The sequence below is a fragment of the Brumimicrobium glaciale genome (assembly GCF_004152935.1).
Taxonomy (GTDB): domain Bacteria; phylum Bacteroidota; class Bacteroidia; order Flavobacteriales_D; family Crocinitomicaceae; genus Brumimicrobium; species Brumimicrobium glaciale.
The window spans coordinates 280,849-307,228 of record NZ_SETE01000006.1 but is presented as its reverse complement, the minus strand read 5'-3'; the positions used below and the strand labels follow the sequence as shown (position 1 = coordinate 307,228).

At 33.5% G+C, this 26,380-nt stretch carries 20 protein-coding genes; 11 read left to right on the top strand and 9 right to left on the bottom strand.

The annotated features are described in order from the left end of the window. The first annotated feature begins 10 nt into the window (after positions 1 to 10). Together recG and ERX46_RS14795 are read left to right on the top strand one after the other, a co-directional pair. On the top strand, positions 11 to 2,110 hold the full coding sequence (gene recG / locus ERX46_RS14800) for an ATP-dependent DNA helicase RecG (RefSeq protein WP_130094641.1): 2,100 nt from the start codon (positions 11 to 13) through the stop codon (positions 2,108 to 2,110). Between the two features lie 9 nt (positions 2,111 to 2,119). Next, the gene (locus tag ERX46_RS14795; protein WP_130094640.1) at positions 2,120 to 2,461 is read left to right on the top strand and encodes a hypothetical protein; all 342 of its coding nucleotides are present in this window, start codon (positions 2,120 to 2,122) and stop codon (positions 2,459 to 2,461) included. 397 nt (positions 2,462 to 2,858) lie between these two features. Here ERX46_RS14795 and ERX46_RS14790 read toward each other — a convergent pair whose 3' ends face one another. After that, the gene (locus ERX46_RS14790; RefSeq protein ID WP_130094639.1) at positions 2,859 to 4,622 is read right to left on the bottom strand and encodes an AMP-dependent synthetase/ligase; all 1,764 of its coding nucleotides are present in this window, start codon (positions 4,620 to 4,622) and stop codon (positions 2,859 to 2,861) included. A gap of 207 nt (positions 4,623 to 4,829) precedes the next feature. Here ERX46_RS14790 and ERX46_RS14785 point away from each other — a divergent pair, with 207 nt between their 5' ends. The 6 genes from ERX46_RS14785 to ERX46_RS14760 all read left to right on the top strand — a co-directional run bounded on the left by ERX46_RS14785 (position 4,830) and on the right by ERX46_RS14760 (position 12,036). Then, complete coding sequence (locus ERX46_RS14785; RefSeq protein WP_165366247.1) at positions 4,830 to 5,312, top strand: RNA polymerase sigma factor; 483 nt, start codon at positions 4,830 to 4,832, stop codon at positions 5,310 to 5,312. After that, on the top strand, positions 5,309 to 7,090 hold the full coding sequence (locus ERX46_RS14780; protein WP_130094637.1) for a type IX secretion system membrane protein PorP/SprF: 1,782 nt from the start codon (positions 5,309 to 5,311) through the stop codon (positions 7,088 to 7,090). Before ERX46_RS14785 ends, ERX46_RS14780 begins: the two co-directional genes overlap by 4 nt. A 15-nt stretch (positions 7,091 to 7,105) precedes the next feature. After that, entirely contained in the window at positions 7,106 to 8,062 is a 957-nt protein-coding gene (locus ERX46_RS14775; RefSeq protein ID WP_130094636.1) for a PorP/SprF family type IX secretion system membrane protein, read from the top strand. Positions 8,063 to 8,355: 293 nt separating this feature from the next. Continuing rightward, the gene (locus ERX46_RS14770; protein ID WP_130094635.1) at positions 8,356 to 9,432 is read left to right on the top strand and encodes a hypothetical protein; all 1,077 of its coding nucleotides are present in this window, start codon (positions 8,356 to 8,358) and stop codon (positions 9,430 to 9,432) included. A 736-nt stretch (positions 9,433 to 10,168) separates the two neighbouring features. After that, positions 10,169 to 11,278 carry a serine hydrolase domain-containing protein gene (locus tag ERX46_RS14765; RefSeq protein ID WP_130094634.1) on the top strand — a complete coding sequence of 370 codons (1,110 nt, stop codon included), beginning with the start codon at positions 10,169 to 10,171 and terminating at the stop codon, positions 11,276 to 11,278. A 110-nt stretch (positions 11,279 to 11,388) separates the two neighbouring features. Continuing rightward, positions 11,389 to 12,036 (top strand): superoxide dismutase family protein, encoded by a 648-nt coding sequence (locus tag ERX46_RS14760; protein ID WP_130094633.1) that lies wholly within the window; start codon positions 11,389 to 11,391, stop codon positions 12,034 to 12,036. 185 nt (positions 12,037 to 12,221) lie between these two features. Here the strand turns inward: ERX46_RS14760 and ERX46_RS14755 are convergent, their stop codons facing one another. The 7 genes from ERX46_RS14755 to ERX46_RS14725 form a co-directional block, all read right to left on the bottom strand. After that, positions 12,222 to 14,228 (bottom strand): TonB-dependent receptor plug domain-containing protein, encoded by a 2,007-nt coding sequence (locus ERX46_RS14755; protein ID WP_165366246.1) that lies wholly within the window; start codon positions 14,226 to 14,228, stop codon positions 12,222 to 12,224. Positions 14,229 to 14,295: 67 nt separating this feature from the next. Beyond that, complete coding sequence (locus tag ERX46_RS14750; RefSeq protein ID WP_130094631.1) at positions 14,296 to 15,099, bottom strand: FixH family protein; 804 nt, start codon at positions 15,097 to 15,099, stop codon at positions 14,296 to 14,298. Between the two features lie 216 nt (positions 15,100 to 15,315). Continuing rightward, on the bottom strand, positions 15,316 to 15,693 hold the full coding sequence (locus ERX46_RS14745; RefSeq protein WP_130094630.1) for a hypothetical protein: 378 nt from the start codon (positions 15,691 to 15,693) through the stop codon (positions 15,316 to 15,318). A 176-nt stretch (positions 15,694 to 15,869) separates the two neighbouring features. Beyond that, a complete protein-coding gene (locus tag ERX46_RS14740) occupies positions 15,870 to 16,097 on the bottom strand; it encodes a hypothetical protein (protein ID WP_130094629.1) in 228 nt (75 codons plus the stop codon). Between the two features lie 109 nt (positions 16,098 to 16,206). Continuing rightward, positions 16,207 to 17,298, bottom strand: a complete 1,092-nt coding sequence (locus tag ERX46_RS14735; RefSeq protein ID WP_130094628.1) for a hypothetical protein — start codon at positions 17,296 to 17,298, stop codon at positions 16,207 to 16,209. A 5-nt stretch (positions 17,299 to 17,303) separates the two neighbouring features. Continuing rightward, positions 17,304 to 17,495, bottom strand: a complete 192-nt coding sequence (locus ERX46_RS14730; protein ID WP_130094627.1) for an FUSC family protein — start codon at positions 17,493 to 17,495, stop codon at positions 17,304 to 17,306. A 93-nt stretch (positions 17,496 to 17,588) separates the two neighbouring features. Then, entirely contained in the window at positions 17,589 to 19,445 is a 1,857-nt protein-coding gene (locus ERX46_RS14725) for a T9SS type A sorting domain-containing protein (protein WP_130094626.1), read from the bottom strand. Positions 19,446 to 19,643: 198 nt separating this feature from the next. On the opposite strand from ERX46_RS14725, the gene ERX46_RS14720 reads away from it, so the two are divergent. Together ERX46_RS14720 and ERX46_RS14715 are read left to right on the top strand one after the other, a co-directional pair. Further along, positions 19,644 to 21,665 carry a hypothetical protein gene (locus tag ERX46_RS14720; protein ID WP_130094625.1) on the top strand — a complete coding sequence of 674 codons (2,022 nt, stop codon included), beginning with the start codon at positions 19,644 to 19,646 and terminating at the stop codon, positions 21,663 to 21,665. Between the two features lie 61 nt (positions 21,666 to 21,726). Next, positions 21,727 to 22,467 carry a hypothetical protein gene (locus ERX46_RS14715; RefSeq protein WP_130094624.1) on the top strand — a complete coding sequence of 247 codons (741 nt, stop codon included), beginning with the start codon at positions 21,727 to 21,729 and terminating at the stop codon, positions 22,465 to 22,467. Positions 22,468 to 22,506: 39 nt separating this feature from the next. On the opposite strand, the gene ERX46_RS14710 is transcribed toward ERX46_RS14715, so the two are convergent. Then, entirely contained in the window at positions 22,507 to 23,631 is a 1,125-nt protein-coding gene (locus ERX46_RS14710; protein ID WP_130094623.1) for an imelysin family protein, read from the bottom strand. A gap of 222 nt (positions 23,632 to 23,853) precedes the next feature. Between ERX46_RS14710 and ERX46_RS14705 the strand changes: the two genes are divergently transcribed. Then, positions 23,854 to 26,250 carry a DUF7619 domain-containing protein gene (locus ERX46_RS14705; protein ID WP_130094622.1) on the top strand — a complete coding sequence of 799 codons (2,397 nt, stop codon included), beginning with the start codon at positions 23,854 to 23,856 and terminating at the stop codon, positions 26,248 to 26,250. The last annotated feature ends 130 nt before the right edge of the window (positions 26,251 to 26,380 follow it).

The window sequence follows — 26,380 nt, the reverse complement described above, 5'->3', positions numbered from 1 at the left end:
CAATAAGTAAATGGAATACCTCATCAATACTCCTATTGAATACCTAAAAGGTGTTGGTGCCGAAAGAGGAAATGTTCTGAGAATGGAAGCCGGCATTGATAAAATGTGGGATTTACTCAATTATTTTCCGTTTCGGTACGTGAATCGCTCTACCTATGTTAAGATTTCTGACTTACCCAGTTACGAAGGACAATCTATTCAATTGAAAGGGACAATCATTGGCGTAAGAGAAATCGGAACTGGAAGAGCAAAACGTTTACAGGCAAGCTTTCAAGATCAGTCAGGTGTAATTGATTTGGTTTGGTTTAAAGGAGCAAAATGGATAAAAAACAAATTGGTTCCCGGCGTACTTTTTAGAGTTTATGGTAAACCAACTAGATTTGGATCCAATTGGAATATTGCCCATCCAGAAATCACACCTTTTGAGCAAGTAGCTCATGAAAAAGGATTACAAGCCATTTATAACAGCACAGATAAATTAACAAAAAAAGGACTTCATTCTAATGGAATTGAAAAACTAACTTATCAATTGGCTTCAAATATTCTTGGGAAAATTCCAGAGATTTTACCCCAAGAAATAATTGATCAATACAAGTTAATTCCTAGAGAAGAGGCTTATCAATTAATTCATATTCCACGTAATTTTGAAGATGTTGAAAAAGCACAAATGAGAATAAAATTTGAGGAGCTTCTATTTCTTCAATTGGAATTGCTCTTGCGGAAAAACGCGAATATCGAAAAGTCCGCTGGTTTTGCATTTGGAAAAACAGGAGAATATTTTGATGAATTTTATAAAAACTATATTCCGTTTGAGCTTACAAATGCACAAAAGCGAGTTGTCAAAGAAATTAGAAAAGATTTAAGAGACGGAACACAAATGAATCGTCTTTTGCAAGGAGATGTTGGAAGTGGAAAAACTTTGGTTGCATTACTCAGCATGCTGTTTGGAATTGGAAACGGATATCAGTCTGCATTGATGGCGCCTACCGAAATATTAGCCCAACAGCATTACAAAACGATTGAAGAGTTATTGGCTCCATTGGATATAAAAGTGGCCTTATTGACTGGTTCAGTGAAGAAAAAAGCGCGTGTTGGATTGTTTAAAGCTTTAGAAGAAGGAGAGATTCATATTCTCATAGGAACACATGCACTTTTAGAACCTACGGTAAAATTCAAAAATTTAGGATTAGTCGTTATCGATGAACAACACCGATTTGGAGTTGCGCAAAGGGCAAGATTATGGAGGAAAAATACTAAGCCACCGCACATTTTAATTATGACAGCCACTCCAATTCCTAGAACTTTAGCAATGACGTTCTATGGGGATTTGGATGTTTCCGTAATTGATGAACTTCCGCCAGGAAGAAAACCAATCAACACGATGCATTTCTTTGAAAAGAGTCGATTGAAAGTTTTTCAATTAATGAAAGAAGAAATAGCTTTGGGCCGACAAATTTACGTTGTTTATCCGTTAATTCAAGAATCTGAAACGATGGATTATAAGAATCTGCTGGAAGGATACGAGGCTATTTCAAGGACTTTTCCAAGACCAGAATTTCAAATTAGTATTGTCCACGGACAAATGAAAGCGGAAGACAAGGCTTTTGAAATGGATCAATTTGTAGAGGGAAACACGCATATTATGGTTGCCACAACAGTTATTGAAGTTGGGGTAAACGTTCCTAACGCTTCTGTAATGATTATTGAAAGTTCTGAACGATTTGGACTTTCTCAATTGCATCAGTTACGCGGCCGTGTGGGTCGAGGAGCAGAAAAGTCTTATTGTATTTTAATGACAGGAGAAAAATTATCTCAAGAAGGTAAGAAAAGAATACAGACGATGGTTTCCACAAATGATGGATTCAAAATTGCAGAGGTCGATTTAGAAATACGAGGGCCTGGAGATATTATGGGAACACAACAAAGTGGAATCATGAATTTGAATTTAGCAAATCTTGCCACAGATGGTCAACTTGTTGGTGCGGCAAGAGAAACAGCCAGAGAAATCTTAAAGGAAGATCCAAAAATATTACTTGGAAAAAACCGTGGATTGCGAATAGAATTAAAAAGACAATTAAAATCGAAACCCAATTGGAGTAAAATATCTTAACTTGACATTATGAAAAAATTAAACGCTATATTATTTCTTATGCTGTTTTTAACATCAACGGCTTATTCCCAATTAAGTGGAGATATAATTAAAGACAATAGAAAACTTACTACAGATTTACCTTATGTTATTGAAGGACATATTACAGGAAAAATCACTATACAAATTAGTGTTGATGCTTTAGGAGAAATTTCTTCAAGTAAAGTTTTGGATGGTGAGTCAACGATTAAAAGTACTCCAGCAAAAATCAAAGCTTTAAATCATGTTTCGCAATTTAAGTTTGAACCGGGCACATGGTTTCCAAAGTTTCATCAGGGGATAGTTGTGATTACGATGGTGAGGGCGAATTAGTAGGGACGATTTGCAAATCGTCCCTACTATTCGAAAATCTTCCTATCCCTTATCAAAGCAATATTTGATTTAAAGATTCAAGAATTCAAAGATTGAAATCGTTCTTTCCATTATCAAAGCAATATTTGATTCAAAGATTCAAGAATTCAAATGGTTAAACATTATTCGAAGGCATAATGTAGGGACGATTTGCAAATCGTCCGTACCATTCGAAAATGCAATTCGTGAAAATTTAAACATTCCTTGCCGAATTATTCAAAAATATATCTCTTTTGGCGATTTTAATAATCCAATTTAAACAAAAACCCATTCGTCAAAAAAAGGGACTCAACTCACAAAGTTGGTCCCTTTTAATTATTGAATTTTTGAATCATTGAATTTTTAAATTCTTCAATCCTTAAACACCGTAGATTTTATCTACTTTATCTTTATGAATTTCCATGATTTTCTTACGTTTGAATTTTAAAGTTGGTGTGATTTCACCTTTTTCAACTGAAAATTCTTCAGGTAATAATTCAAACTTTTTGATTCTTTCGAAGCTTCCGAATAGTTTATTGTATTCTTCAATTTCTTGGTTAATTCTATCGATAACTGCTGGATGTTCAACCAATTCTTTATTGGTAGTTCCAACTTTAATTCCTTTTCTTACTGCCCATTCTCTAAGGAAGTCATAAGATGGAATCACTAAAGCAGCTGGGTGTTTTTGCCCTTCTCCGATGACCATAAATTGTTCGATGAAACGAGATTCTTTAAATTTATTCTCCATCATTTGTGGAATAATATATTTCCCTCCTGAAGTTTTAAAGATTTCTTTCTTACGGTCGGTAATTTTCAAGAATTTACCATCAATCATTTCTCCGATATCACCAGTATGGAACCATCCATCTTCAGTTAAAACCTCAGCTGTTTTTTCAGGTTGATTATAGTACCCCATCATTACGTTAGGACCACGTACGATAATCTCACCGTCTTCAGCAAATTTCACTTCAACATTGTCCAAAAGGGTTCCAACTGTTCCGAACATTATTCCATTCTTCATACAGTTTACAGAAATAACAGGTGATGTTTCTGTTAAACCATACCCTTCCAGAATTGGAATTTCGGCAGCTAAAAATATTCTTGCTAAACGTGGTTGCAATGCAGCAGCTCCAGAAGCAATCGCTAAAACTTCTCCCCCAAGGGCTTCTTGCCATTTAGAGAAGATAAGTTTACGTGCAATTTTCAATTTTAACTTATACCAACCAGATTTCCCTTCTTGTTCAAATTCTTCTCCAACAGATACTGCCCAAAAGAAAAGTGCTTTTTTGATTCCGGTAAGTTCATCACCTTTAGAAATAATTTTCTCATACACTTTCTCAATTAATCGAGGAACAGCAGTAAAGACATGCGGTTTAACTTCCTTAATATTCTCTCCAATCGTTTCTAAACTTTCAGCAAAGTGAATAGAGAATCCTGCACGCATATATAAGTAATGCAACATTCTCTCATATACGTGACAAACCGGTAAGAAAGTCAATGATCTACTGTTGGAATCACCTGGAATGCGTGGATAACTTCCATAAACATTAGAAAGAATATTGTTATGAGACAACATTACACCTTTAGGGTTTCCTGTTGTTCCAGAAGTATAAATCATTGTTGCCAAATCTTCATTTTTGATGACAGCTTTTCTTTTTTCAACTTCCGAAATATCTACTTGATCCGCTTGATCAATAATTTCCGTCCAATGACTTGCACCCTCCACTTTATCAAAGGAATAAACTTTTTGTAAAGTAGGTAATTCACTTTTTATTCCAATGATTTTATCATATAACTCTTTATCTCCGGTACAACACATTTTTATATCTGCGTCACCAAAAATATATTTATAATCTTTCGTTGAGATATTGGGATAAATAGGTACACCAATAGCACCTGTTTGTTGAATTCCAATATCCATGATATTCCATTCCACTCTATTTCCAGAAACCAATCCTATTTTATCTCCTGGTTGAACACCAAGTGCAATTAGACCTCGGGAAATTAAGTTCGCTTTCTCTAAAAATTCTTTCGTACTTACAGCATCCCATTTCCCATCTCTCTTAGTGGAAAACATTGTTTCTTGAGGAAATTTCTCAAGTTGGTAATAAGGTATATCAAATAATCGTTTTTGTTTTTCCATAGCTTTAGCTTTTACATGCTTAAATCTACTAAAAAATATAGATATCGCCCCTTTTTTGTTGGTCTTAATTATTTTAAAATTAAAGAGCAATAAGAAATAGTAATTATTATCAACGTGTTAACTAAAAATAACTTAATTTAGAAAATAATTGAACGGAGGTGTAACTTTTACACCCGTTAGATTGTTTTACTGTTAAATGCGCACTTTTTGAACCGAAGAGAATACAATATTGCTGTAGAGAAACATGCATCCAATTTATATGGGTATGTTTTTAGCTTCCTCCGTAACAGCGAGGACAGTCAAGATATTGTACAAGATGTTTTTGAAAAATTGTGGAAAAACAAGAAGAAAGTAGAAGTTGAAAAATGTAAAGCGTGGATGTTTAGAACAGGCCATAATACATTAATCAACTTCGCAAAAAGGAAACAACGTACTGTTTATAACACAGACATGATTCCAGAACAGATAAATGTTGACAATCGTTTCGAGACCCAAGAAATTATTGATTTAGCTTTATCACTTCTTCCACCACTTCAAAAAAGTATTGTTCTTCTCCGAGATTTAGAAGGTTATACGTACGAAGAAATATCCGAAATATTGGAAATATCCGATAGTCAAGTGAAGGTTTATTTGTACAGAGCGCGAAAAAAAATTAAAAAACAGTTAGGCGATTTAACGTTAATTCAATGAGTAGACCAAATTTCGAAAATATAGACCGATGGCTTTATGAGTTCACAGAGGGAAACCTTTCTGCGGATCAAGAATCGTATTTATTGGACTTTTTGGAACTCCATCCAGAGTTAATGCCTGAACTAAAAGCTTGGAAAAGTGCAAAAGTAAAGGCTCCAATTCAAGAACCTTTTGCAACTCAGCATTTAATTAAAGCAACACCGTTTTTATTGCGTCCATTTGCTTTGGTAAGCATTTCATTTCTAGCCATATTATTGACTTGGTTTGGAATTGAAATAATTCCGACTCCTCCTTTATATGTGCAAGCAGAAATTGATACAGAAATTATTAAAACAGAGGTTGAGGAAGATGATGTATTTATTGATCAACTTTTAGCTATGTCGCTTAATGAAAAGCAAAATATTTCTGAGAAGAACAACAATCATGAAAATAACTTAAATGAAATTGCTTTTGTAGAAAATCAAACTTCCACTACAAATGATTTTTCTAGTGCTAAATATATTGCGCAGACTAAATCAACTAGAAATTCAGATATTCAATTAAACAATCAAGTTTACACAACTGAAAAAACAGAAATTTCTGAATCAATTGAAAACAGAAATTGGGAAGATCAAGCAGAATTAGAGACAGAAGAAGATTACGCTTATAATTTAGCGCATCAATCTATTCAATCTATTCAATCTAAAGATTTAGAAAGTATATCAAATTACTTGAATCATAAAGATGAGGTGAACACTCAATTCTCGAGCGAGAAAGATCTTGCTGTTCAAAGAAAAAATTCATCAAGTAGTTCAAGTGCTTCAAAATCGACATTAGCTAAATCATTAAAAAGTACGTTTAGGAAGATAAGACGTATGGCTGATTATCCTATTGGTTTACAAAACACTAAAAATCCACATTTTCATGTTCCTATGATGACAGGTTACAAAGCAAATATTGCTATGGTAGGATCGGCGCCAGGAAACAGAATACAAGCAACATCTCGCATGCAATGGTTAAATGAATCCAATAGTCAATTAATGAATTCACTTTCTTGGGATGGATATATTTACGCTATTCGTGGAGGTTTCGGAATTGATGTGAATTACGATAACTATCAAAACAACGAACTCAATAATTATTCAGCTGCAATAACTTATTCACCTAAATTTTCAATCTCGAAGAAGGTTTCTTTTGAACCAGCAATTCGTTTTAAAATGGGGGTTATTAATTTAGATCAAAATTCAAACAGTATAGGAAATACAATCGAATTAGACAGAGAGAATATTATTCCACTGTTTAAAGAAGAACAACAGGCGAATGGTCAACAGTTGTGGTACCGTGATGTTGGACTTGGATTTATGATAAATACGGAATGGTTCTATGCTGGATTTGATGCAGATAACATTGGACGACACAACAACAATTTTTACTCTGGAGATTTGAACAAAGAGTATAAATCCAACATCCATTACACTGCTGTTTTAGGAACAGAATATGTTTCTAAAACTAAAGAGACCAGAATAAGTGGTTACGGTTTGTACCAGAATTATGGGGAACTAGATGAACTATGGATGGGGACTAATTTCCAATACAAATGGATGCAAATTGGTGTTGCTGCAAGTTCTGATTTAAATGTTGCAGGATCATTTGGAACAGTGTTTAAGAAATTTAGCTTCCATTATAACGTTGACTATACTAAAAGCAGATTACTTGACAAGCAGATATTGTCGCATCAGGTAACAATGAAAATTTTACTGAAACCTAGCAGATATGTTGCTAAATTTTTAAAACTATAAGAAAACCAATTCATTATGAAAAAAATACTCATCATATTCATGTTCTTCCTTCTGGGTGAGGTCTATGCACAAGACCCACAGTTTTCGCAGTTTTATGCGAATCCTATTTACTTGAATCCTGCATTTGCAGGTAGTCATGGTTGTCCAAGGTTTGCTGTGAATTACAGAAATCAATGGCCAGCGCTTTCAGGTTCTTTTGTAACTTATTCTGCGTCTTATGACCAGTATTTCAAAGGAATCAATGGTGGAATTGGTGTTATAATGACACATGACCAACAAGGAAAAGGAACAATTAACCATACCACCTTGAGTTTAATTTACAATTACCATTTAAAGGTTAACCGTAAATTCACAATGATGTTTGCTGGAAAAGCAACTTGGAATCAGAAATTCTTGGATTGGGACAGACTAACATTTGGCGATATGATTGATCCAAGAAGAGGATTTATTTATGCAACAGGTGATGTTCCAAGAGGAGGTTCACGTGGTTTCTTTGATGTTTCTGCTGGAATGGTTGGTTTTACTGAGAAGTTTTTCTTCGGGGTTTCCGCACATCATTTAAACATGCCAGATGAATCTGTAATTGTTGGAAATAGCCCAATGCCTATTCGTTTAACAGGACATGCGGGAGCAAAACTTGCTTTGGGAGGAAAGTCTCAATACAACACTGATATCTCAATTATGCCAAATATGATTTATCAATATCAACAAGGCTTTATGGAATTATTACTCGGTACGTATGTTCAATATGGAGCACTTACCGCTGGAGTTTGGTTCCGATCTAGAGATGCATTTATCTTATCAGCTGGAGTAAACACAGGAACAATAAAAGTTGGTTATAGTTATGATGTTACGGTATCAAAACTAAACAACGGCGTTACTGGAGGATCTCATGAAATTTCTTTAGGATTTGACCTAAACTGTAAAACAAAGAAACCGAGTTTTAGAACGATTTCTTGTCCATCTTTTTAAAGTAGTAGTTTCTTAAGGTTTAACAACTACTTTGTTTGTTTAAATGTAAAGGGATTTCATTCAATTGAAGTCCCTTTGCTATTTCATGTATTTGTAAGAGAATAGCAAACGCATAACGACATGAAGGTTTCATGCAGGCATCAATAAATTCTTAAACTGATATCCCTATTCTACTCTTATCATACTATTAATAATCCTGCGCAGCTATGCGTCACTGGTTTTCCTGTTAATCTTTAAAATTCTTCGTATATTTGAAGAGAACAGAAAACGTATAATCAAAATATTTTCCCCTTATGGATATTTCAAAAAAGAAGCCACCCTTCCCAATTAATCAAGGATTAAGAAAGTATTTACGTAAATATGGACGTGAAGATTCCATCGCACTTGCTTATGAAGACATGCTGCGTTGGAATGACAGTTCTCCTGTTTATGATGCGAATGGTGAAAATACATTTTGGGAAAGTGTTATTTATGACATGGGAACGCAAGAGGAAATCTTGAATGGATTAAAAGAAATTTATGCAGAACTGAAAACGGACGGTGATACAGAAATAATAAGTCACTTAACGATTGGAGCAATTGATTATTGTTTATTTGCCAACTCTAATCCATTCAGGATTAAGATTGTCAATAAACTAAATGACCACCACGATTATTTCTATATTAAAAGAGCGGATGCTTCTAGGGTTTATGGTTTAGAATTAGAGCATATTCTTTCGCCAAATAGAATGGACTATATGGTAGATGGAAATACTTTAGTTGAAGCGCATATTGCAGGAATTCCAGGTGATCAATTTATGGACAACTATATGGATTCGCCAAACTTTTATCCAACAGGAATGGCGAAGGAGTTTGTGAAATTTAATGAGCGTTGTTTTGTAATGCTACTTGGAGACATGCGTTCTTACAATTACGTTGTGGCGATTACTCCAGATTTCGATAAGGAACAATACCGAGTGCGTCCAATAGATTTTGATCAAACGGCTTATGAAGGAAGAAAAAATCATTATAAACCTCAATATTACAAGGAAAACAACAAGATAATTGATTTTTGCATTCAGTTATTGACTCCAGAAACAGTTGAGCAATATCGCTATGAGGAAAGAACGTTAATGAAAAGACGTTATAAATTGGCCTTGGCAAGATTGAACCGTTTATTGGATTCTATGCTTTATCAAGAGCTTTCGACACCAGAAAAAATTGCTTCTTTGGCAGCAGATTTAAATATTTATCACGATACCAAACGCTTTTCAAAATATAAGCACATGGGAAGAATTCTTAAATCTCACTTGGCTTTGATGCTAGGGAAACCTAAACCGAAAAAGTTTCCAGGAAAGGCTAATTTTAAAGGGAAAGAAGAGGTTCTTTAATTATTAATTAATGGTTAATTATTAATGGCTAACGCTTTGGCTAATTGTGAGTTATGAATATTCATATTTAATTCTTAATGGTTAGTAGATTGTCAATTTTGGTTCTATATGATTTTGTGTGGGTAGTTTTAAAATCTATGGTTTTAATTGAAGCTAAACGATTGTTAATTTGGTTCTACTTTTTTTTTAAATGGAAACTTTCTATTAAAAACCTAATTCGCTTAATTTGATAAGTTCCTGTTATTTAAGTATTTATTATTCGAAGTCCCCGAGGGACGGCATGTTAATAGGGATGGACGTAAGTCCATCCGCCAAACGATACAAACCGAAACAAAACCCCACAAAATCGACCTAATTGCATGCAATTAGGTCGATTTTGTGGGGTTTTGTATTATATCTATTTGTTTTAAACCAAGGACTTACGTCCTTGGCTATTAATATGCCGTCCCTACGGGAATAACCAACTGAAATACAGACCGATATATGCTTGGCTGTAAGAATGAAATGATGATTTGGGTAAATGGATAATTACTTTAAAATACAACTCATGTAGGTTACAGTTAAATTCGTAGTAGAACTATTAATTTTTCAAAGGATTAAAATTGATTACTTACAGTATTTCATATTGAGCCTCATTTTTTTGGTAGTTGAGAAAATTCATAATTCATCATTATTTATAATTTGTTTATTTTTGAGTGTGGTATGGAATTTATTCATGGTTATAAAACGATAAATTATGAAACGTCTACTCTTATTCTTAGCGTTAATAATACTTTTCGCTTGTAAGAAAGAACAACCCACAATCCCAGAAAATCCATCAAATCCAAATCCTAGTGTAGAATATTACTTCCCTCCGACAAGTTCTAATAATTGGAGTAAAGAAAATTTACAGGCTCTTAACTGGAATCTTTCGGACACGACAGAATTATTCGACTTTTTATCGCAAAATGGAACACGTGCTTTTATAATTTTACACAAAGGAAAGATTGCAGTAGAAAAATACTGGGGAAATAACATTTTAGACAACGCTCCATTTGACGAAAATTCTCAATGGTATTGGGCTTCTGCTGGAAAAACTATTTCGGCATTTCTTGTTGGATTAGCACAAGAAGACGGATTATTAAATATCAATGATAAAACTTCTGATTATTTAGGACAGAATTGGACCAGTTTACCCATTCAGAAAGAAGATTTAATTACAATAAAACATCAATTATCAATGACTACTGGATTGGATTATGATGTGAACGACCAAGATTGCACAGCTCCAAATTGTCTCCAATATAAAACTGACGCAGGAAATCAATGGTATTATCACAATGCTCCTTACACACTAATTAAGTCAGTGGTAGAAAATGCCACAAACAAAACATTTAATGATTTTACGGATCAAAAATTAGAATCTACCATCGGAATGAAGGGAAAATGGATGTCAATTGGTAGTACAAACGTTTATTTAAGCTCTGCTAGAGATGCTGCACGATTTGGTTCGCTTTTACTTAATCGGGGAAAATGGTCAGCCAATTCTATAATGAGTGATTTGAATTATTTTGATGAAATGACCAATTCATCACAAACGCTTAATCCTTCCTATGGATATTTATTTTGGTTGAATGGAAAGTCGTCAATTATTTTACCTGGATTTCCGAATTCATTTAATCAACCACTTTCTGATCATGCACCAGCAGATTTATTTGCTGGAATAAGAAAAAACGGTCAATATCTAAATATCATTCCAAGTAGAGAAATGGTGGTTATTAGAATGGGAGACTCGCCAGATGCTTCTCCAGTGCCAACCGTATTTCATAATCAAATGTGGGAGAAGATTAATAAAGTTATAAATTAAGCTCTGTTTTTATTTCATGGTGTTTAACAATTATTATCACAGGAATTTTAAATACCCCTTTCTAATTAAGTAATTTACTGTAAATAAATAGAAACTAAATTTATAATACCATGAAAAATTTAAACATATACATATTTTCAATGATTGCAGTAGGAATGTTAGCATTTAGCTGTGAAAATGCTATTCAAGCAGATGAAGATGGAGGAAATCAAACAGATACAACTTCTTTTGAAAATGATCACGATTCAGAAAAAAGTGAAGCATTAAAAATAGCCGATCCCGAAAATATTAAAACAAAAATGATACGAACCACCTTGAATGCAAAAAGCGAAAGTAAAGCAACAGGTGACATTACATTTGAAGAAAGAGCTGGACAAGTTGTAATGGAAGCAAAATTCAAAGGATTAAACAAAGGAACACATGCGATTCACTTGCATGAAACAGCAAACTGTTCTTCTAGTGATGGTAAATCGGCTGGTGGACATTGGAATCCGACTGGAGAACGTCATGGAAAATGGGGAGACGCTGAAGGATACCATAAAGGAGATATCGGAAACTTTGAAGTTGGTGATGATGGAATTGCAACGGTAAGATTCGAAACAGCAGAATGGTGTATTGGATGTGATGATGAGAATAAAAACATCGTCGGTCGTTCAGTAATTATTCACCAAGGTGGAGATGATTTCATTTCTCAACCTTCTGGAGATGCTGGAAAAAGAGTTGGTTGTGCGGAGATTTCAGAGTATCAAGAGAAATAGTTTTTTTTAGGCTTTAGACACTAGATTTTAGAGATTAGACAAGAGGTGTCAGAGATGACAAAACTCTTATATCTTAAGCTTAAATTGATGAAAAAGGTCTTCAGAATAAAGACGAAAAATACTTTAAAAAGTAAAAACAGTCCAGAAACTTAATTCTGGACTGTTTTTATTTCAACTTGTGTAATTTAAAAAACAAACGTAGTACGAATCACAAAATTCACTCCTTGACGTTGAATTTTCAAGACATCAAGGTGTTCGTAATATGGAGTGTCGAAAATATTTTCAACCCCAAACTCTGTATGCAATGCTCTATCCTTTTTTAAGTCGATGTGTTTTTGAACTGCAAAATTGAGTAGATTAAAAGCAGGTGTTGTTCCTTCTCCATATCTTGCTGTACTTACATTATTTTGAGCAAAAGCACCAACATGTTCCAATTTTACATTCCATCCTTTGTGGTGATATTTCAACGAGTTAATAGATTTAAACGGAGGAATGTAAGGTAAAAAACCTCCCGTTTCATCTATTCCATAAGTATAACTATTCACCGATTGAACAGTTAAAACTTTAATTGGATTCCATTTCACAGTTAATTCACCACCTGTTAGTAAAGCATCTGAAATATTATCAAATTGCTTAACACCATCCGCTCCAATTGTCATGTTACTGAATTCTGGAAGAACTAAACCTGTGATGTAATTTGTAAATGAATTAGCGAATCCTTCTAGAGAAATAGCTAGTTTTTCATATTTCAAATTCACTCCAATGTTTCCACTGATTGATTCTTCATTTAAGATATCAGGATTTCCTAAATAATCATGGTTATCTACTCTATTGAATAAATAGAATCCATAAATTTCCTGAAGAGAAGGTGGTCTTTGTCCATAACTTAAGCCTCCATAAAATCCGATTTTCTTGGTGAATTTATAATTGGCTTGTGCAAATACATTTCCTGAAACTCTTGTTTGCGCAGCTTCTCCATCATAGAAACTTGTTAATGTTTGTCGACCAATTTTAGTCGTAATATCAGAAAGGTTTACTTCCCCTCTACCTCCGTAAGAAATCTTTAGTTTTTCGTTGACCAACCAAGTGTCAGCGACATTTAATCCAGCTGTTCTGCGCTGTCCATCTGGAACTGTCAACATAAACATTTCAGAACCAATATCTGGATACATCGTCATTTCAGCATGCAAATCATTTTGAAATGCATTCAATTGGAAAGTCAGAATGTGCTTTGGATTCAAAACATATTTCGCTTTACTAAACATTCCAAAAGTGCGCGAAGTTCCCGGCATATCCATGTGCATCGGCACCATTTCGGCTGGACGTTTTGTATCATCCATTGCATGATCGATAAAGTTGAAATAGAATTTAGATTCTATACTTCTCAATTTTCGTGATCGATTTTCATAAGTATGCGTTACAGCAGAAATATAAGCTTTTGCAAACGCAACATCCATTGTTAATGCTGGATAACCAATATCGTAACCTTCGTCTTGAATGTAATCTAGTGAAATTCTATTTTTATCGTTTAATGCAACCACTAAATTCGCTCCAGCATTCCATTTCTCAAATTGCGAAAACAAAATCTCTTGGCGATTTGCAGCTTGGTAGTTATCGGCTTTTCTGTAAATCCCATTCACCAATAACGCCCAACGTTTTGTACTGTATTGAAAAGTACCCAAAGTTTGAATGTTGTTGGCATTGGTTTGATATCCTGCTCCTACTTTTCCGCTAAACTTCTTAGCTGCCCCTAATTCTGCTTTCATTAAAGCGAAATTAATTCCACCTCCGATTGCACTTCCAGTTTGTTCTCCATTTGGAGTTGTACTCAACTGAATTTTCTCCAGGTTTGTTGGTTCAATGTAAGAACTGATAGGATCCATTCTGTCTGTACAAGCTCCAAACATTTGCATTCCATCAATTGTCGTGTTGATTTGTCCAGCATTTAAACCTCTAATTGTAGGTTCTAAAGCGAAATTCCCTCGTTTAATTAATGTAATTCCTGGAGTTGTGCTTAATAATTTATCCGTTGACTCTTGTAATTGAGCCGATGCTTTTTCTTTGCTGTCTTTCTTCTGACCTTGAATTATAATTTCTTTATAGTTCTGTGACGGTCTTAAAGTGTCGTCGTTTTGCGAAAAAACAAATCCACCCAGAAGTAAGGTAAAACTCAATACTATAAACTTTTTCATCTCATCTTTTTTTTTAAACTTTCCTTCTAATAAAGAATAGAAGGAAAGTTTTGAATGATTTTTTTGTCTAAAACAATACATCTATGTATGCATTAACAATTGTATCTCCTGCTTTAATTAAATCAAGATTCAATCTCCAGTCTCCTGTCATTGTGTAATTCACTTTTCCTTTGTAATAACCGTTTCCTTTACTTACTGGAGAAACATTGTTTGGCGAACCATGTCCCATTGAAGTCATCTGTGGATCCATTGCAATTGTGAAATCACTCACAGTTGGGAAAGACATCATTGATTCTTTTTTATGCACCATAAATGAAACATCATTCATTCCAACCGACCATTTAAAAGGTCTAACCAAGGTAACGATGTATTTTTCTCCGTCTGTTCCATTGTATGAGCCAACGTATTTAGTATTTGTAGGATTCATCATAACATTGATGTCAAAAGTTGCGCTTTCTCCGTTAGCCATTACATCTAACTCCCAACTTCCTGCACTAGAAGCCATTGTAAACACAACCATACCTTCATAATATTTTGAAGTAGAATTAAATACAGGTTGCTCTAAAGGACTACTGTGTTGCATTGTTCCCATGTCCATCATTGGCATAAATGAAACCATAGCGTTTTCAACAGCGTTTCCACCTAGGTCTTTAATTTTAACATATAAAGGAGTATATCCCATTTCTATGGTTTCAGTATTAGCATATAATTCAACAATCAAATCATTGTCAGTTGTGTCTTTGTCAATTAATTTATACTGAGCAGCTGCCGTTGTTCCACCCGTCATTGGATCAACTGTTTCGTCTTTATCTTTTTTACATGAAACAAATAGGAACGCACTCATTAACGATAATAAAAATATCTTTTTCATCTTTTTAATTTTAAAATAATGTGTAGATTCAATCAATCTCTTTTTTTTTGAGTCGATGAATTTTTAATAAATAATTCTTGGGGCAAAGCAATTGAGAAATAGAAACTATTTCTTTAGAACGCTTTTAAAATTGGGGGAAGTCTGAACTTTTAATATTTGTTCTCCATTAGAACGAAACTTTTAAAACTTCGCAAATAGAATTAACAGCATAAATAGTTAGACAGTTTTTTGTTGAGGTGGCTGGAATATAACATTCCCAATTCCTTCTGTTAAATCGGTGTTGAAGTAATAAGAAATATTTTCTTCAACATAAAAATCAAGGTGTTCTTCGATTTCAAAATTAGCTTCTGCTATAAACATAAGAATCTCAGGGGAAACTTGAATGTCTTTACTTTCTTTCTCTTCTTGATTATCTGCAAGCTGATCTGCCAAGTGACATTTTCCGTTACATTTTAATTCAGGCTTGTCTTTGTTTTCACAATACAATTCCGTGAACTGCTCAATATCCATTACATATTCCGCAAAAATGCCAATCTGATTGAACGAGTAGCTCAACATGATAGAAAGAAGCGATATGGATATTAGTTTTTTCATTTATAATACAAAGATAGCATTAAAGTCAATTTTATCCGCTAATGTATTGTATGACTTTCGTCACTTTTTGGGAAGGAATTTGTGGAGATTTGAAATGAATCATTCAAAGATTCAAAGATTCAAGAATTTAAAAACTCATGTTAAAGCTTGTTCAGCTTGAGGAGTCCAAACTATTATTAATGCCATTTATCAAAACGTTTCATTACAATATCATGATCAATTAGCTCTCCTTTGTCTGCTTGAGCCAAACCAATTTTGATTTCTTCCTGCTCCTCTTTGGACATATCCACATACCAATCAATTTGCTCTTCTTCAAAAACATCTTTGATTTTCTTTAAAAGACTCTCTTTTTGGGTTTGTAGCAAAAGATGCATTAATTCTAACCTTGTAGCTTCAATATTCATAATTCCAGCTTTTAATAATTCAAAGATAAGCTAATATTTTTAAATAATCTATTACTCATATATCTATCAATTTTGCTTTTCACTTTAGAGAAAAAATGTGCTTTCAACCTCATCGTTCATATAAATTACTTAACAATTGTCTAATTGGTGGTTCATAAAGTTCGCAATCGCAAGTTTTCCAAAATTCAGAAGTGTAATTACTTTCCCTCCAATTTTTAGTAGAATCTTTGATCTCCTTTTTATTAATTGACTGAGCATAAGCAACGTTCTCAAAGAACAACTCTGTAACTTGTGTAAATCTTTTGTAGTCTTTCTCTTCATTGTGTTTTGCTGACAATTCGGTATATGATTTATAATACAACAAGTCATCGTAGTTTTGTATCGTTTTGACATTAAATCCTTCGTAGTTTCTGAAAATCAATGTTATTTGCTTTTGAATTCTATTGATCTCATTTTTTAACAGTTTATTCGTTCCCACAAAATCATAATCAGAAATGGTATAGAATACATGGTCTTTGGTCGTTTCTATATTCCCAACATAAATGCTGTCTTTAATAAACAGTTCAATATTAGAACTGTCCTTGAAACGATAGGTTAAATCTTTGTGATACTGAAAAGGTAGGTAATAAAATGGCGGCCGAGGAACAGAAGGTGAGAATCCAAAATTAACTGTTCGATCTGGATTATCGTCCTCTTTTTCAATGACTTTATTTGCTAAAGATCTATTCTCTTTTAATAATAAATCAAATCTACTTTTATTGATTTTCGAAATCCATTGTCCTTTTCCATCCAAATAGTAGGCAACAGAATCATCATTTACTTGGTAACTTCTAAAGCAGACATCTATGATTTGATACTTGTTCTTTTTGTTATTTGAAACGACTGAAAACTCTTGGAATTCTTGTATTCGATCCTGGATTTGATCCGCTAACCTGATAGTATCGTTTGAAGTTAATTCACTTTTGATAAAATAAACGCTCTCATAAGTGATAAGCTGAAAAAACAATGTATCCGTAGGATTTAGTTTCAAAACCTCATTCCAATTCAACTCCCCTTTCAAATTGGTCTGCGTGTAGAAATATTTATTGTTTGATAAGACTTCAACATAAGGAATTGGCTTGTTTTTAATGTCGACAACGACAATTTGGGCCTTTATTCCACTTAATAGTAAGAGAAATATTATCAGAAAGTAGCAGCGCATAGTTTTTACTTATTATTAGATTTATTAAACGCTCTATAAATAAAGTACAAAGGGATTAGTGAGACAATACTGATACTGCTTTTAAAAATACTGAAGATTACAATTCCAATCATTGCTCCAATAAAGACAGCGTTAATAATGGAAGTTGACTTTCGTTTTTTCTCTACTTTTAAATCTATTATTTCTTCTTGTTTCATTGTTAATTTTAGTTCATTATAAATTTCTTCAATCTACTAAATGTAATGCTTTCAAACAAGTATAACGCAGTATTTAAGGTTTTCATGCAAAGGCTACTTGAAAATCTTCCTAACGATATTCCCTTTCATCGATTCTAATTGCAATAAATAACTGCCTTTTGGTAAGAAATCTAAATCATTTATTTTTTCATTCATTACAGTTCCACTCTTAGCAACTCGTCCATCGATATAAAGAATTGAGTATTTTGCTCCTTCTTCAATTCCTTCTAAATTAATTATTGAATTAAAAGGATTTGGATAAACGTTGAGGTTTATTTCAGCTGTATTTTCATTCAGTCCGACAGTTGAAGACATTTTTCCTAAATAATTGATTGGACTTCCCAAGTTGTTCTGAAAATCTCCTCCAATGTATAAATCTTCTCCAAAATATATTAAACTATTTACAGGTTGATCAAGATCAGCAAGAGGCTCTATACTATTACTAATTAAGTTAAAGTTTGCGAGGTTTATTCCATAAGTACCTATGCCTGGATCTATCTCGAAATCTCCTCCAAATGTGAATTTGTCACCATAATTATAAGCAATAGTATTTACTGAATATTGAAGAAATTGATGATCATTAAGATACAAAGGTTGTAAAACTGAATTAAAATATCTGCTAATACAAACATCATTACCCCACGCTGAACCAACACATGTTCCACCAAAAATTAAAGCTCCACCTATCTCCTTAACTATATTAATAGTCTCACTTATTTCTCCCGATATTCCATGCCAAACATCTTCATAATATTTACTGATAACTACATTATTTACAGACAAAGATGTGTCGATTGTTGCATTAGAATTATAAACAATAACTGAATCAAAATTCCCTACATGTACACGACCATATCCACTCGCAAGAATATCATTAATGATTCCATTCACTTTGGCTTGCCTTTCCCACGTATTATTATTCATAAAATGCCATATTTCTTGATGATTAGGAATTGAACTATGTGCAATAGCAACTTCATAGTTATAACCCGATCCTCCAAAATTTGCCACAGATGCTGTTGCGCCGATTCTATTCGGGATTCCAATATAATTCCAATTTGTACCATCAAACTTAGCAATCGGAAAAACCTCACCACTGTGAGTAAATTCACCAAAAGCATATATACCATCAATTAAATGTAGAATGTCATTAATTTTCCCATCAAGTCCATTTCCATAACATGAAAGCTGATTGTTCTCATAAAAACCAATATTTAAACATGGTGAACCATCCAATTCCGTGAACTCACCAGCAATAGTTAACTTTTCACCAGAGTAATGACGTAGAATTTTATTTACCTTCCCATTAGTTCCATCTAAAACTTGATCCATAGTTTGAGTTGGCGGATATGCCGGCTGAATCCATTTTAATTCATCTAACGTAAAACCAAATTCTTTGGCCCATTCCACAACTCCTTCTGTTAGAGTGTCCTTTAAGTAATCATAATTATGTTCTTTGCTGATTTTGGCAACCAAATCTTCATTTCCAGAAACATAAATCATTTGTCCAACAGCACAATTAGTTCCTAAATGATCAACAAAATAAGGTGTTCTTATCGAATGATATTTATTGATTGGAAAAACTTTATTGTCAGCATAATCTTGCAGCTTGTCTAATAAAGTCAATCTATTGGAAATTTGATCTGAATTAAAATTTGAAGGAGAATTTGTTTTCAAATGATCGATTACCAAATTAAGATGCAATTGAATTCTATCTAAATCTGAATTAAATGAAATTAATCCTTCTGGAGCAGCTTCTTTGTGATGACTCCATTCTTTATTCACTTCCGAAAGATGATCGAAATAAGATTTTGTTGGAATATGGTTGTTTGCATAAAATGAAAAACTAAAACCAATGAATAGAGTAAATAATATGGTTTTAATTCCTGAAAAGGATGGAATAGACTTCATAATTCTATTTTTTAAAATGTTCGTAGTGCTTGTTTCAAGATATAAATATATTGAAAACTTTTTACAATACACTAGTAAACAAACAAGTATTGTTTTACTTCAATGATCACCACAACTTTCTCTTCCGCATTTTATAAATTATATTAGTTTTGTTGAATACTTATTGAAACAAGAACCCTCAAGAATAAACCTTATTAAATGCGCATAGTAATCATCTTTTTACTGTTCATGGTAACAAATGTTTTTGGACAGAATAAAACCGGAGAAAATTCCTTTCTTTATTCAAGCGGAAATACTCCATCATTTTTAGAACAGCACAAATCTCGCTTTTTTATTCCGCAAGACAGTCCTTGGATTAGAGGAATAAAAAAGGATGCAAAAGCTTTTTATTTAGATCAAATTTATTCCTCAAACATGATTGTTTATGGTGATCCTGTTTCGAATTACGCCACTGATTTATTAAAGAAATTAACCCCTGAAAACTATTCGGTTTATTTAGTACGAAGCAATACTGTAGCAACATTTTCAGATTCATTGAATCTATTTGTTACTTCGGGTCTGATCAGTAAATTAAGCAATGAAGCGCAATTAATGTTCTTTCTTGCCCGAGAAGTTGAAATTCTAAAAAGTGACCTTCAGCCTTTGTATAACAAAACAGAAAGCAAAGTTTCTTTGGACAACATGATTAGTGAATTGTCTAGTTTTTCTGTAGAAAATGAATTAGCACTAGACCAACAAGCATTTGATTTGGTAAAAGCAAAACAGCCTTATTCTGAAGCTGAAATCTTGAGTGCTTTTGATGTTCTAAAATATCAAAACAGACCTTTCTACGAACATTCTTTCGATACTAAATATTTTAATAATGAATACACTTATATTCCTGAATCGAAGTTCTTTCTATTGCAAAAGAAAAATCCAAAAGAATATAGTTATGAAAAGGAATTTCCTTTACTCGTAAAAAGAGTTGAGCAATTGTCTAAAAATGTTGAAGCTCCTTCTAAACTGACCTTTTTAAACGATAAAGATGATTTTAAAAATATTGTTCATATCGCTCGTCAAGAATCTATTGTTTTAAATGTTTTGGAAGCCAACTTTAGCAACGCAATTTATGAAATTTATGTATTGGAGAAATTAGGATATTCTTCGGATTTTCTAGATAAATTGAAAGCTTCTGCTTGGTGGGGATACATCAATCAAATTGTAGGAAATATTCAGTTTGAGAAATACAATGCCTACGAGATTTCTGACAGTAAAGGAGCCGTTTTTATGCGTTTTTTAAGCATGCAATCCAGAGAAGCACAAATATCACTTGGACTTCGAACGCTTAAAGATTTAACGAATACTTATCCTGAAAGTAAAGCTATTGCAAGAATGTATGATGATTTAATTCGCATTGCTTCTAAGTCTGCTGAATTCAAATTGGAAAGCTTTCAAGAAACAGGATTGTTATCAGAAATTAAAGATTTTCAATTAAAGGATTCACTAGATAATAGAGAAACTGAATTACTAGATATTGAAACTCAAGAATTAAAATCAAAAGGAGTTGATTCATCAAATTATCATTTATTTATCATTCCAGACTTAGTAAAAAGTCAAGCATTTCAAGAGAAATTCAAGGTATATAAATCAGATTCTATAAAAGAAGTGAATGCAAATATTAATCCTTCATCTATTGCTATTGCCGACTTTAGTCTAGTAAACTTCAAAAACAAGAAGCTTGAAGAGATTCGTGAAAATGATAGCAAAGAGATTGTTCAAGGTGCTTTTGAGATAGTCAAAAAGGAAACTGGAATTGATGTTAATGAATTTTCATCGACAGATAATTACAATCTCAACTATTTAATCAACGCTATTCTCATTCAAAACTACCATTACAATAATTATAGTAAAGCTGTAGATTCACCATTCTCGGATGAGCTGGCCATTCAATTAAATACTTCATCATCTGAAATTGTAGGAATTTCTATTTATGAACACGCGTATGAACCGAGATACAAATCCTTTTATTTAATTGGACTGTTTGGCGTTACTCTGCCTTACGTTATTCCGGAATTTTTCTACTCAGGAAATAAAGCAATTTTCGCTTCACTTTATTTTGACTCTAAAAATGGAACAACCGAGGGGTTGATTTACAATAGACTCAACAATCCATTCAACAAGCGCATTATCCAAAATTCATTTCTTGAATCCATACTTATTACTTTCCCTAAAAATGATTAAATCAACATTAATATATCTCATTTTATTGAGCTCGACCTTCGTGCTTGCACAAGGCGGTTTTATGAATAAAAAAAATCACTTTGATTTTAGCGTAGTTGGAAATGTACCATTGGTTTCAGGTTCATTTAAAGAAACGGAATTTAAGACTTCTGGTGATGAAATGGTGGAAACCAAAGATTGGTTAGACTATGGTGTGAATTTCAATTATTATCGTGCTATGTCGAAACGTTTTAGTTTGGGTGTTTTTGCAGCTTTCAAAAATTATGAATTGTCAATGCCGTCCAATTACACTTCGTTGTATGCAGGAAAAGGGAGTAAAAGTCCAGGGGACACTACTTATCTAAGATTTGAGTCTTTAAAGTATAGGAATTTATACTTCGGTCCTTCTTTCGAATTTGCCAGCAAACAAGGTTCGTCTGGAATTGGATTCTCTTATGATTTCTCTGTTGGAATCTCTCTTTCATCCATGAGAAACGGAAATTACGGTTATTCCTTAAATGAATTCACCAATTCAGGCGATGACAATCGTTGGTCGAATACAGATTATTACGAAACAGCACTTGAATGGAACAATGTTTTCGGAATTTATGCCCAAACGGGATTTAAATTAAGAATTCCTATTTCCAACTTCATGTCGTTTTACACTGGCTTTAGATACACTGTGGTGGTAAATTCTAAACCGGATTCATTCATTGACAATAAAGACAGCGATGTTTTCAATAGTGAAGATGTGTTTTATCAAATTCAAAGGGAAAACTTGTTCACCACGACGTTTGACTTAGGAATTACATTTTATTTGTAATTGAAATTGATGAAAGCTATTTACAAAGGCAATAAGCTGCTATCCCACAGTTGTGTTTTCGGCGACTATTCTTTCTAGAACTGCATGAATATTATTTAATTCAACCGCTATATTTTTGAGTTTTTCTCTCATCATCGGATTTTGCAATGCTTGATCGAAATCAACATTTATCTGATTAATCAATCCTTCTGCGTTATCTAATGAAGATATGATTTCTTTCGCTGCAACCTCATCTACATCGGTAATAAAATCTATCATAAAATACCATGACTCTTCTGAAACGGCAAACAATTCAGAACCATCTAATGCCAATCTCAATCCTTTTAATTTTGATTTAATATTCTCAATTGTATTGTCTGAAAAATCACTCAATTCATCTTTGGCATCCAAGCTGCCTAATGGTTTTAATAAAGTTCTGTTTACCAAATCTTCCTTTATAAATCGCATATAGCCCTTCAAGATAGCGGCAAAAGCTTCGTCTTCATTCATCGACAGAAGGCTTGCTTTATAAACAGCATCATTTTTCACCTCCTTAATCATGGAAGTCAAAAGAGTTGAAGTCTCCACAAAGAAGTCTTTTCGTCTTTTATTTACTGTATTAATTTGCTGATAGTCAATATTTGTTCGCATCCCCGGAGCAGATAAAGAAAGATCTTCACCCCACAATAAAAACTCAGCTGCATGAAAACCAAGTGTAACATTCTTTTCTCCACCCACTTGATGCCATGAAATAAGATTAACTTGATTAATCGTCGGATAATTGATCGTATCACTAACAATACCGCCATTTGGCTGATTCACCGAGTAATCGATATATTCATAATTGATGCTTGAAAGATCAAAATTATTCTGATTTTGCTTAAAACCAGCATCCAAATTTCCAGAAAAATATCGGTATGGACTCAAAATCAAGAACTCATTGTACAACGACTTCCATGTCATTTGACAATCTTCAAGCGCAAATTGTGCTGGCAAATTATTAAAGAAATTAACATCATCTTGGTAGTTTTCTACTTTGACATTCACTCTTTCCAATAGTGTCTTTTGAGTTTCAAAGAAAGACTTTTTTAACCTTGATTTTTGTAACGTAAAATTTTGCTCCACGTCTTTTTTGCAACCGATAAATAAAAAAAGCAAAGCAAAAAGTCCAATAAGCTGTTTCATGTAATATTTGTTAGTTTCAATTATAGTGTAAAATTAAAAGGTTCAGTCTTTTTTGCAAGTAAAAGAGCGGGTTATATTGGAATGTTCTTTTTTGAGTTGGGAATTAATTTGTTACTCATCTGATTTAAGAAGATCAATCTTTCCTTTATTAATGAATTAAATGATGAAGTTTTTTCAAGTTTCATTACATTTGTTCAGCATTTGATACAAAATCAGACTACTATGAAATTATTTAAGATACTCTCTAGCTTTACACTACTTATTTGTTCCACTTTGGCGTTTTCGCAAAATGGTTCATTTTACGATAATACCTTAACTTTCCTTCCGGATGGAAATGGAAATCAATATACATCTGATTTAACAGTAACAGGATTTCCAGGAGTTCAAATCACATCAGCTGCTGACTTGGAATCGGTATGCATGAATATTGAACACAGCTTTCTTGGTGATTTAGAAATTGGATTAAAATGCCCAAACGGAACTATAATACCTTTAGTTAATTCTTATTCTGCTGGAGGATTTTTCTCAGGAGGATTTGGTGGTGGTGGTATGTATCTAGGTGATCCTATCGATTTATCAAATTCGGGCCCTGGGATTGGATGGGATTATTGCTTTAGCTCTGTCTTCAATACTTTCGGCGATATGGCTACCGATTATTTAACAAACCCTATTCCAACGACCTTAACTCAAGGTAACTCCGTAAATCCAAATGGAGTTTACCTTCCAGAAACAAGCTTCTCTAACTTTATAGGGTGCCCTTTAAATGGTGATTGGACAATCATTGTTCAAGATAATTGGGGAGGAGATGATGGTTATCTATTTGGCTGGGGCTTCGATTTAAATCCTACTTTACTGGGACATTCAGGTAATGTTTTTCAAGACTTTAATCAAAATTGCACAGTGGATAATCTTGAATTAGGAATTGAAAACTTAACGGTTGTAGTTAATCCTGGTAATTATGTTGTTCAAACAGATAATCTAGGAGTATGGTATATTGATAGCCTTCCAATTGGCACATATACAGCAACTGTGGATACAACTACAACTTGGATACCTACTTGTTCACCTTCAGTGACTTTCACTGTCACTGATCCGAGTATTCTAGTTCAATCTCCTCCTATTGGTATGCTCAGCACAATTCCTTGCGCAGGGCCTGATATTTCGATTCTTACTCCAGTAGCGCGTCCATGTTTTCCTGCTACAGTTTTTGTTCAGACAAAAAATGAGATTACAGCGACCGAAATTATGTCAAATGCTTTTGTTGAAGTTCAGTTAGACACTACGCTGATATTAACAAGTGCTTCACATCCATACACTGCACTAGGAAACAATGCTTTTAAATTTGAGATTGGCGATTTTTATCCTGGTCAAATAGAAAATATAGTTATCGCAACGACGGTAGATTGTCAAGCTATTATGGGCCAAACAATATGTAATACTGCGGAATTATTCCCAATTGAACCCTGCAGTTTGGACACGCTGCCTGGATTACCTTTGAATTATAACCCAAATGGTCAATTGCCAATACATTGCACATTGCCTTATGATCAATCAAGCATTAGCGTTGATGGTTGGTGTCAAAATGATTCTCTCTACTTTGAAGTGACTAATTCTGGAGCTCTTGGATCAGGTGATATGCAATGTTATGCTCCAGTTTTGATTTTTAAAGATACTGTTTTGACATTCGCTGATTCATTGATTTTAACAGGTGGAGAATCTCATTTATATGTATTTCCAGCAACAGGACAAACGTGGATTATAAATGTTCCGCAACATCCTTTACATCCTGGAAATTCTAATCCAAGCGCGCATATTGAATTATGTGGTGATATTCTGAATTGGACACCTAATATTGTTAACCTATATCCTTTGGACGACGCAGATCCATTTATTGACATTAACTGTTTGCAATTAACAGGAAGCTATGATCCCAATGATAAAAAAGGTTTTCCTTTAGGCTTGACAGATGAAAATCGAATTTCTAGAGGTGATCAATTAGAGTATTTGATTAGATTCCAAAATACTGGAACGGACACAGCTTTCACAGTTATAATTCGTGATACGTTGGATTCACAATTGAATTTATTTACTGTTACACCAGGAGTTTCTAGTCACAATTACTCATTCGAACTATTGAATGGCAATGTATTAGAATGGACTTTTAACAACATTTTATTGCCTGACAGCACGACTAACGAACCAGAAAGTAATGGATTTGCTACTTTTAGAGTTGATCAAGTTCCGAACTTACCTTATGGAAGTGTGATTTACAATGAAGCAGATATCTATTTTGATTTTAATCTTCCGATAATCACAAATGAAACTTTTCATACTATCTATAACGGCTACATTGACGTGCTAAGTATTGAAGAATTTATTTCAATGACCAATGATATATCAGTATTTCCAAATCCGACAAGTGCATCAATTACGCTTGAAGTAACGAATGAATTACTTGGTGAAAACTATATGATTTTCGATCAAAGTGGAAGATTACTGGCGAAGGATAAAGTTGTACTTCTCAATACAGAATTAGATCTCAGTAATTACAAATCTGGATTCTACTTTTTGCGTGTAGGTGACCAATTTGGAAATGTGGTTAAATTGATAAAAAGGTAGAAAGCTTTTTGGTGTTGGGATATTTGCTTTTGTTAGGAATAGCTAATTAGGAATTTTGTTTTGGTAAACATGCGTTGTATTGACTATGCGCTAAGTGGTTGTTTCCAAAATGGAAATACCCACTTTTGTA

Excerpts from the sequence above, each read along its gene's own strand:
- recG (WP_130094641.1), top strand. The coding sequence starts at position 11 with ATGGAATACCTCATCAATACTCCTATTGAATACCTAAAAGGTGTTGGT.
- ERX46_RS14795 (WP_130094640.1), top strand. The coding sequence starts at position 2,120 with ATGAAAAAATTAAACGCTATATTATTTCTTATGCTGTTTTTAACATCA.
- ERX46_RS14790 (WP_130094639.1), bottom strand. The coding sequence starts at position 4,622 with ATGGAAAAACAAAAACGATTATTTGATATACCTTATTACCAACTTGAG.
- ERX46_RS14780 (WP_130094637.1), top strand. The coding sequence starts at position 5,309 with ATGAGTAGACCAAATTTCGAAAATATAGACCGATGGCTTTATGAGTTC.
- ERX46_RS14775 (WP_130094636.1), top strand. The coding sequence starts at position 7,106 with ATGAAAAAAATACTCATCATATTCATGTTCTTCCTTCTGGGTGAGGTC.
- ERX46_RS14770 (WP_130094635.1), top strand. The coding sequence starts at position 8,356 with ATGGATATTTCAAAAAAGAAGCCACCCTTCCCAATTAATCAAGGATTA.
- ERX46_RS14765 (WP_130094634.1), top strand. The coding sequence starts at position 10,169 with ATGAAACGTCTACTCTTATTCTTAGCGTTAATAATACTTTTCGCTTGT.
- ERX46_RS14760 (WP_130094633.1), top strand. The coding sequence starts at position 11,389 with ATGAAAAATTTAAACATATACATATTTTCAATGATTGCAGTAGGAATG.
- ERX46_RS14755 (WP_165366246.1), bottom strand. The coding sequence starts at position 14,228 with ATGAAAAAGTTTATAGTATTGAGTTTTACCTTACTTCTGGGTGGATTT.
- ERX46_RS14750 (WP_130094631.1), bottom strand. The coding sequence starts at position 15,099 with ATGAAAAAGATATTTTTATTATCGTTAATGAGTGCGTTCCTATTTGTT.
- ERX46_RS14745 (WP_130094630.1), bottom strand. The coding sequence starts at position 15,693 with ATGAAAAAACTAATATCCATATCGCTTCTTTCTATCATGTTGAGCTAC.
- ERX46_RS14740 (WP_130094629.1), bottom strand. The coding sequence starts at position 16,097 with ATGAATATTGAAGCTACAAGGTTAGAATTAATGCATCTTTTGCTACAA.
- ERX46_RS14735 (WP_130094628.1), bottom strand. The coding sequence starts at position 17,298 with ATGCGCTGCTACTTTCTGATAATATTTCTCTTACTATTAAGTGGAATA.
- ERX46_RS14730 (WP_130094627.1), bottom strand. The coding sequence starts at position 17,495 with ATGAAACAAGAAGAAATAATAGATTTAAAAGTAGAGAAAAAACGAAAG.
- ERX46_RS14725 (WP_130094626.1), bottom strand. The coding sequence starts at position 19,445 with ATGAAGTCTATTCCATCCTTTTCAGGAATTAAAACCATATTATTTACT.
- ERX46_RS14720 (WP_130094625.1), top strand. The coding sequence starts at position 19,644 with ATGCGCATAGTAATCATCTTTTTACTGTTCATGGTAACAAATGTTTTT.
- ERX46_RS14715 (WP_130094624.1), top strand. The coding sequence starts at position 21,727 with ATGAATAAAAAAAATCACTTTGATTTTAGCGTAGTTGGAAATGTACCA.
- ERX46_RS14710 (WP_130094623.1), bottom strand. The coding sequence starts at position 23,631 with ATGAAACAGCTTATTGGACTTTTTGCTTTGCTTTTTTTATTTATCGGT.
- ERX46_RS14705 (WP_130094622.1), top strand. The coding sequence starts at position 23,854 with ATGAAATTATTTAAGATACTCTCTAGCTTTACACTACTTATTTGTTCC.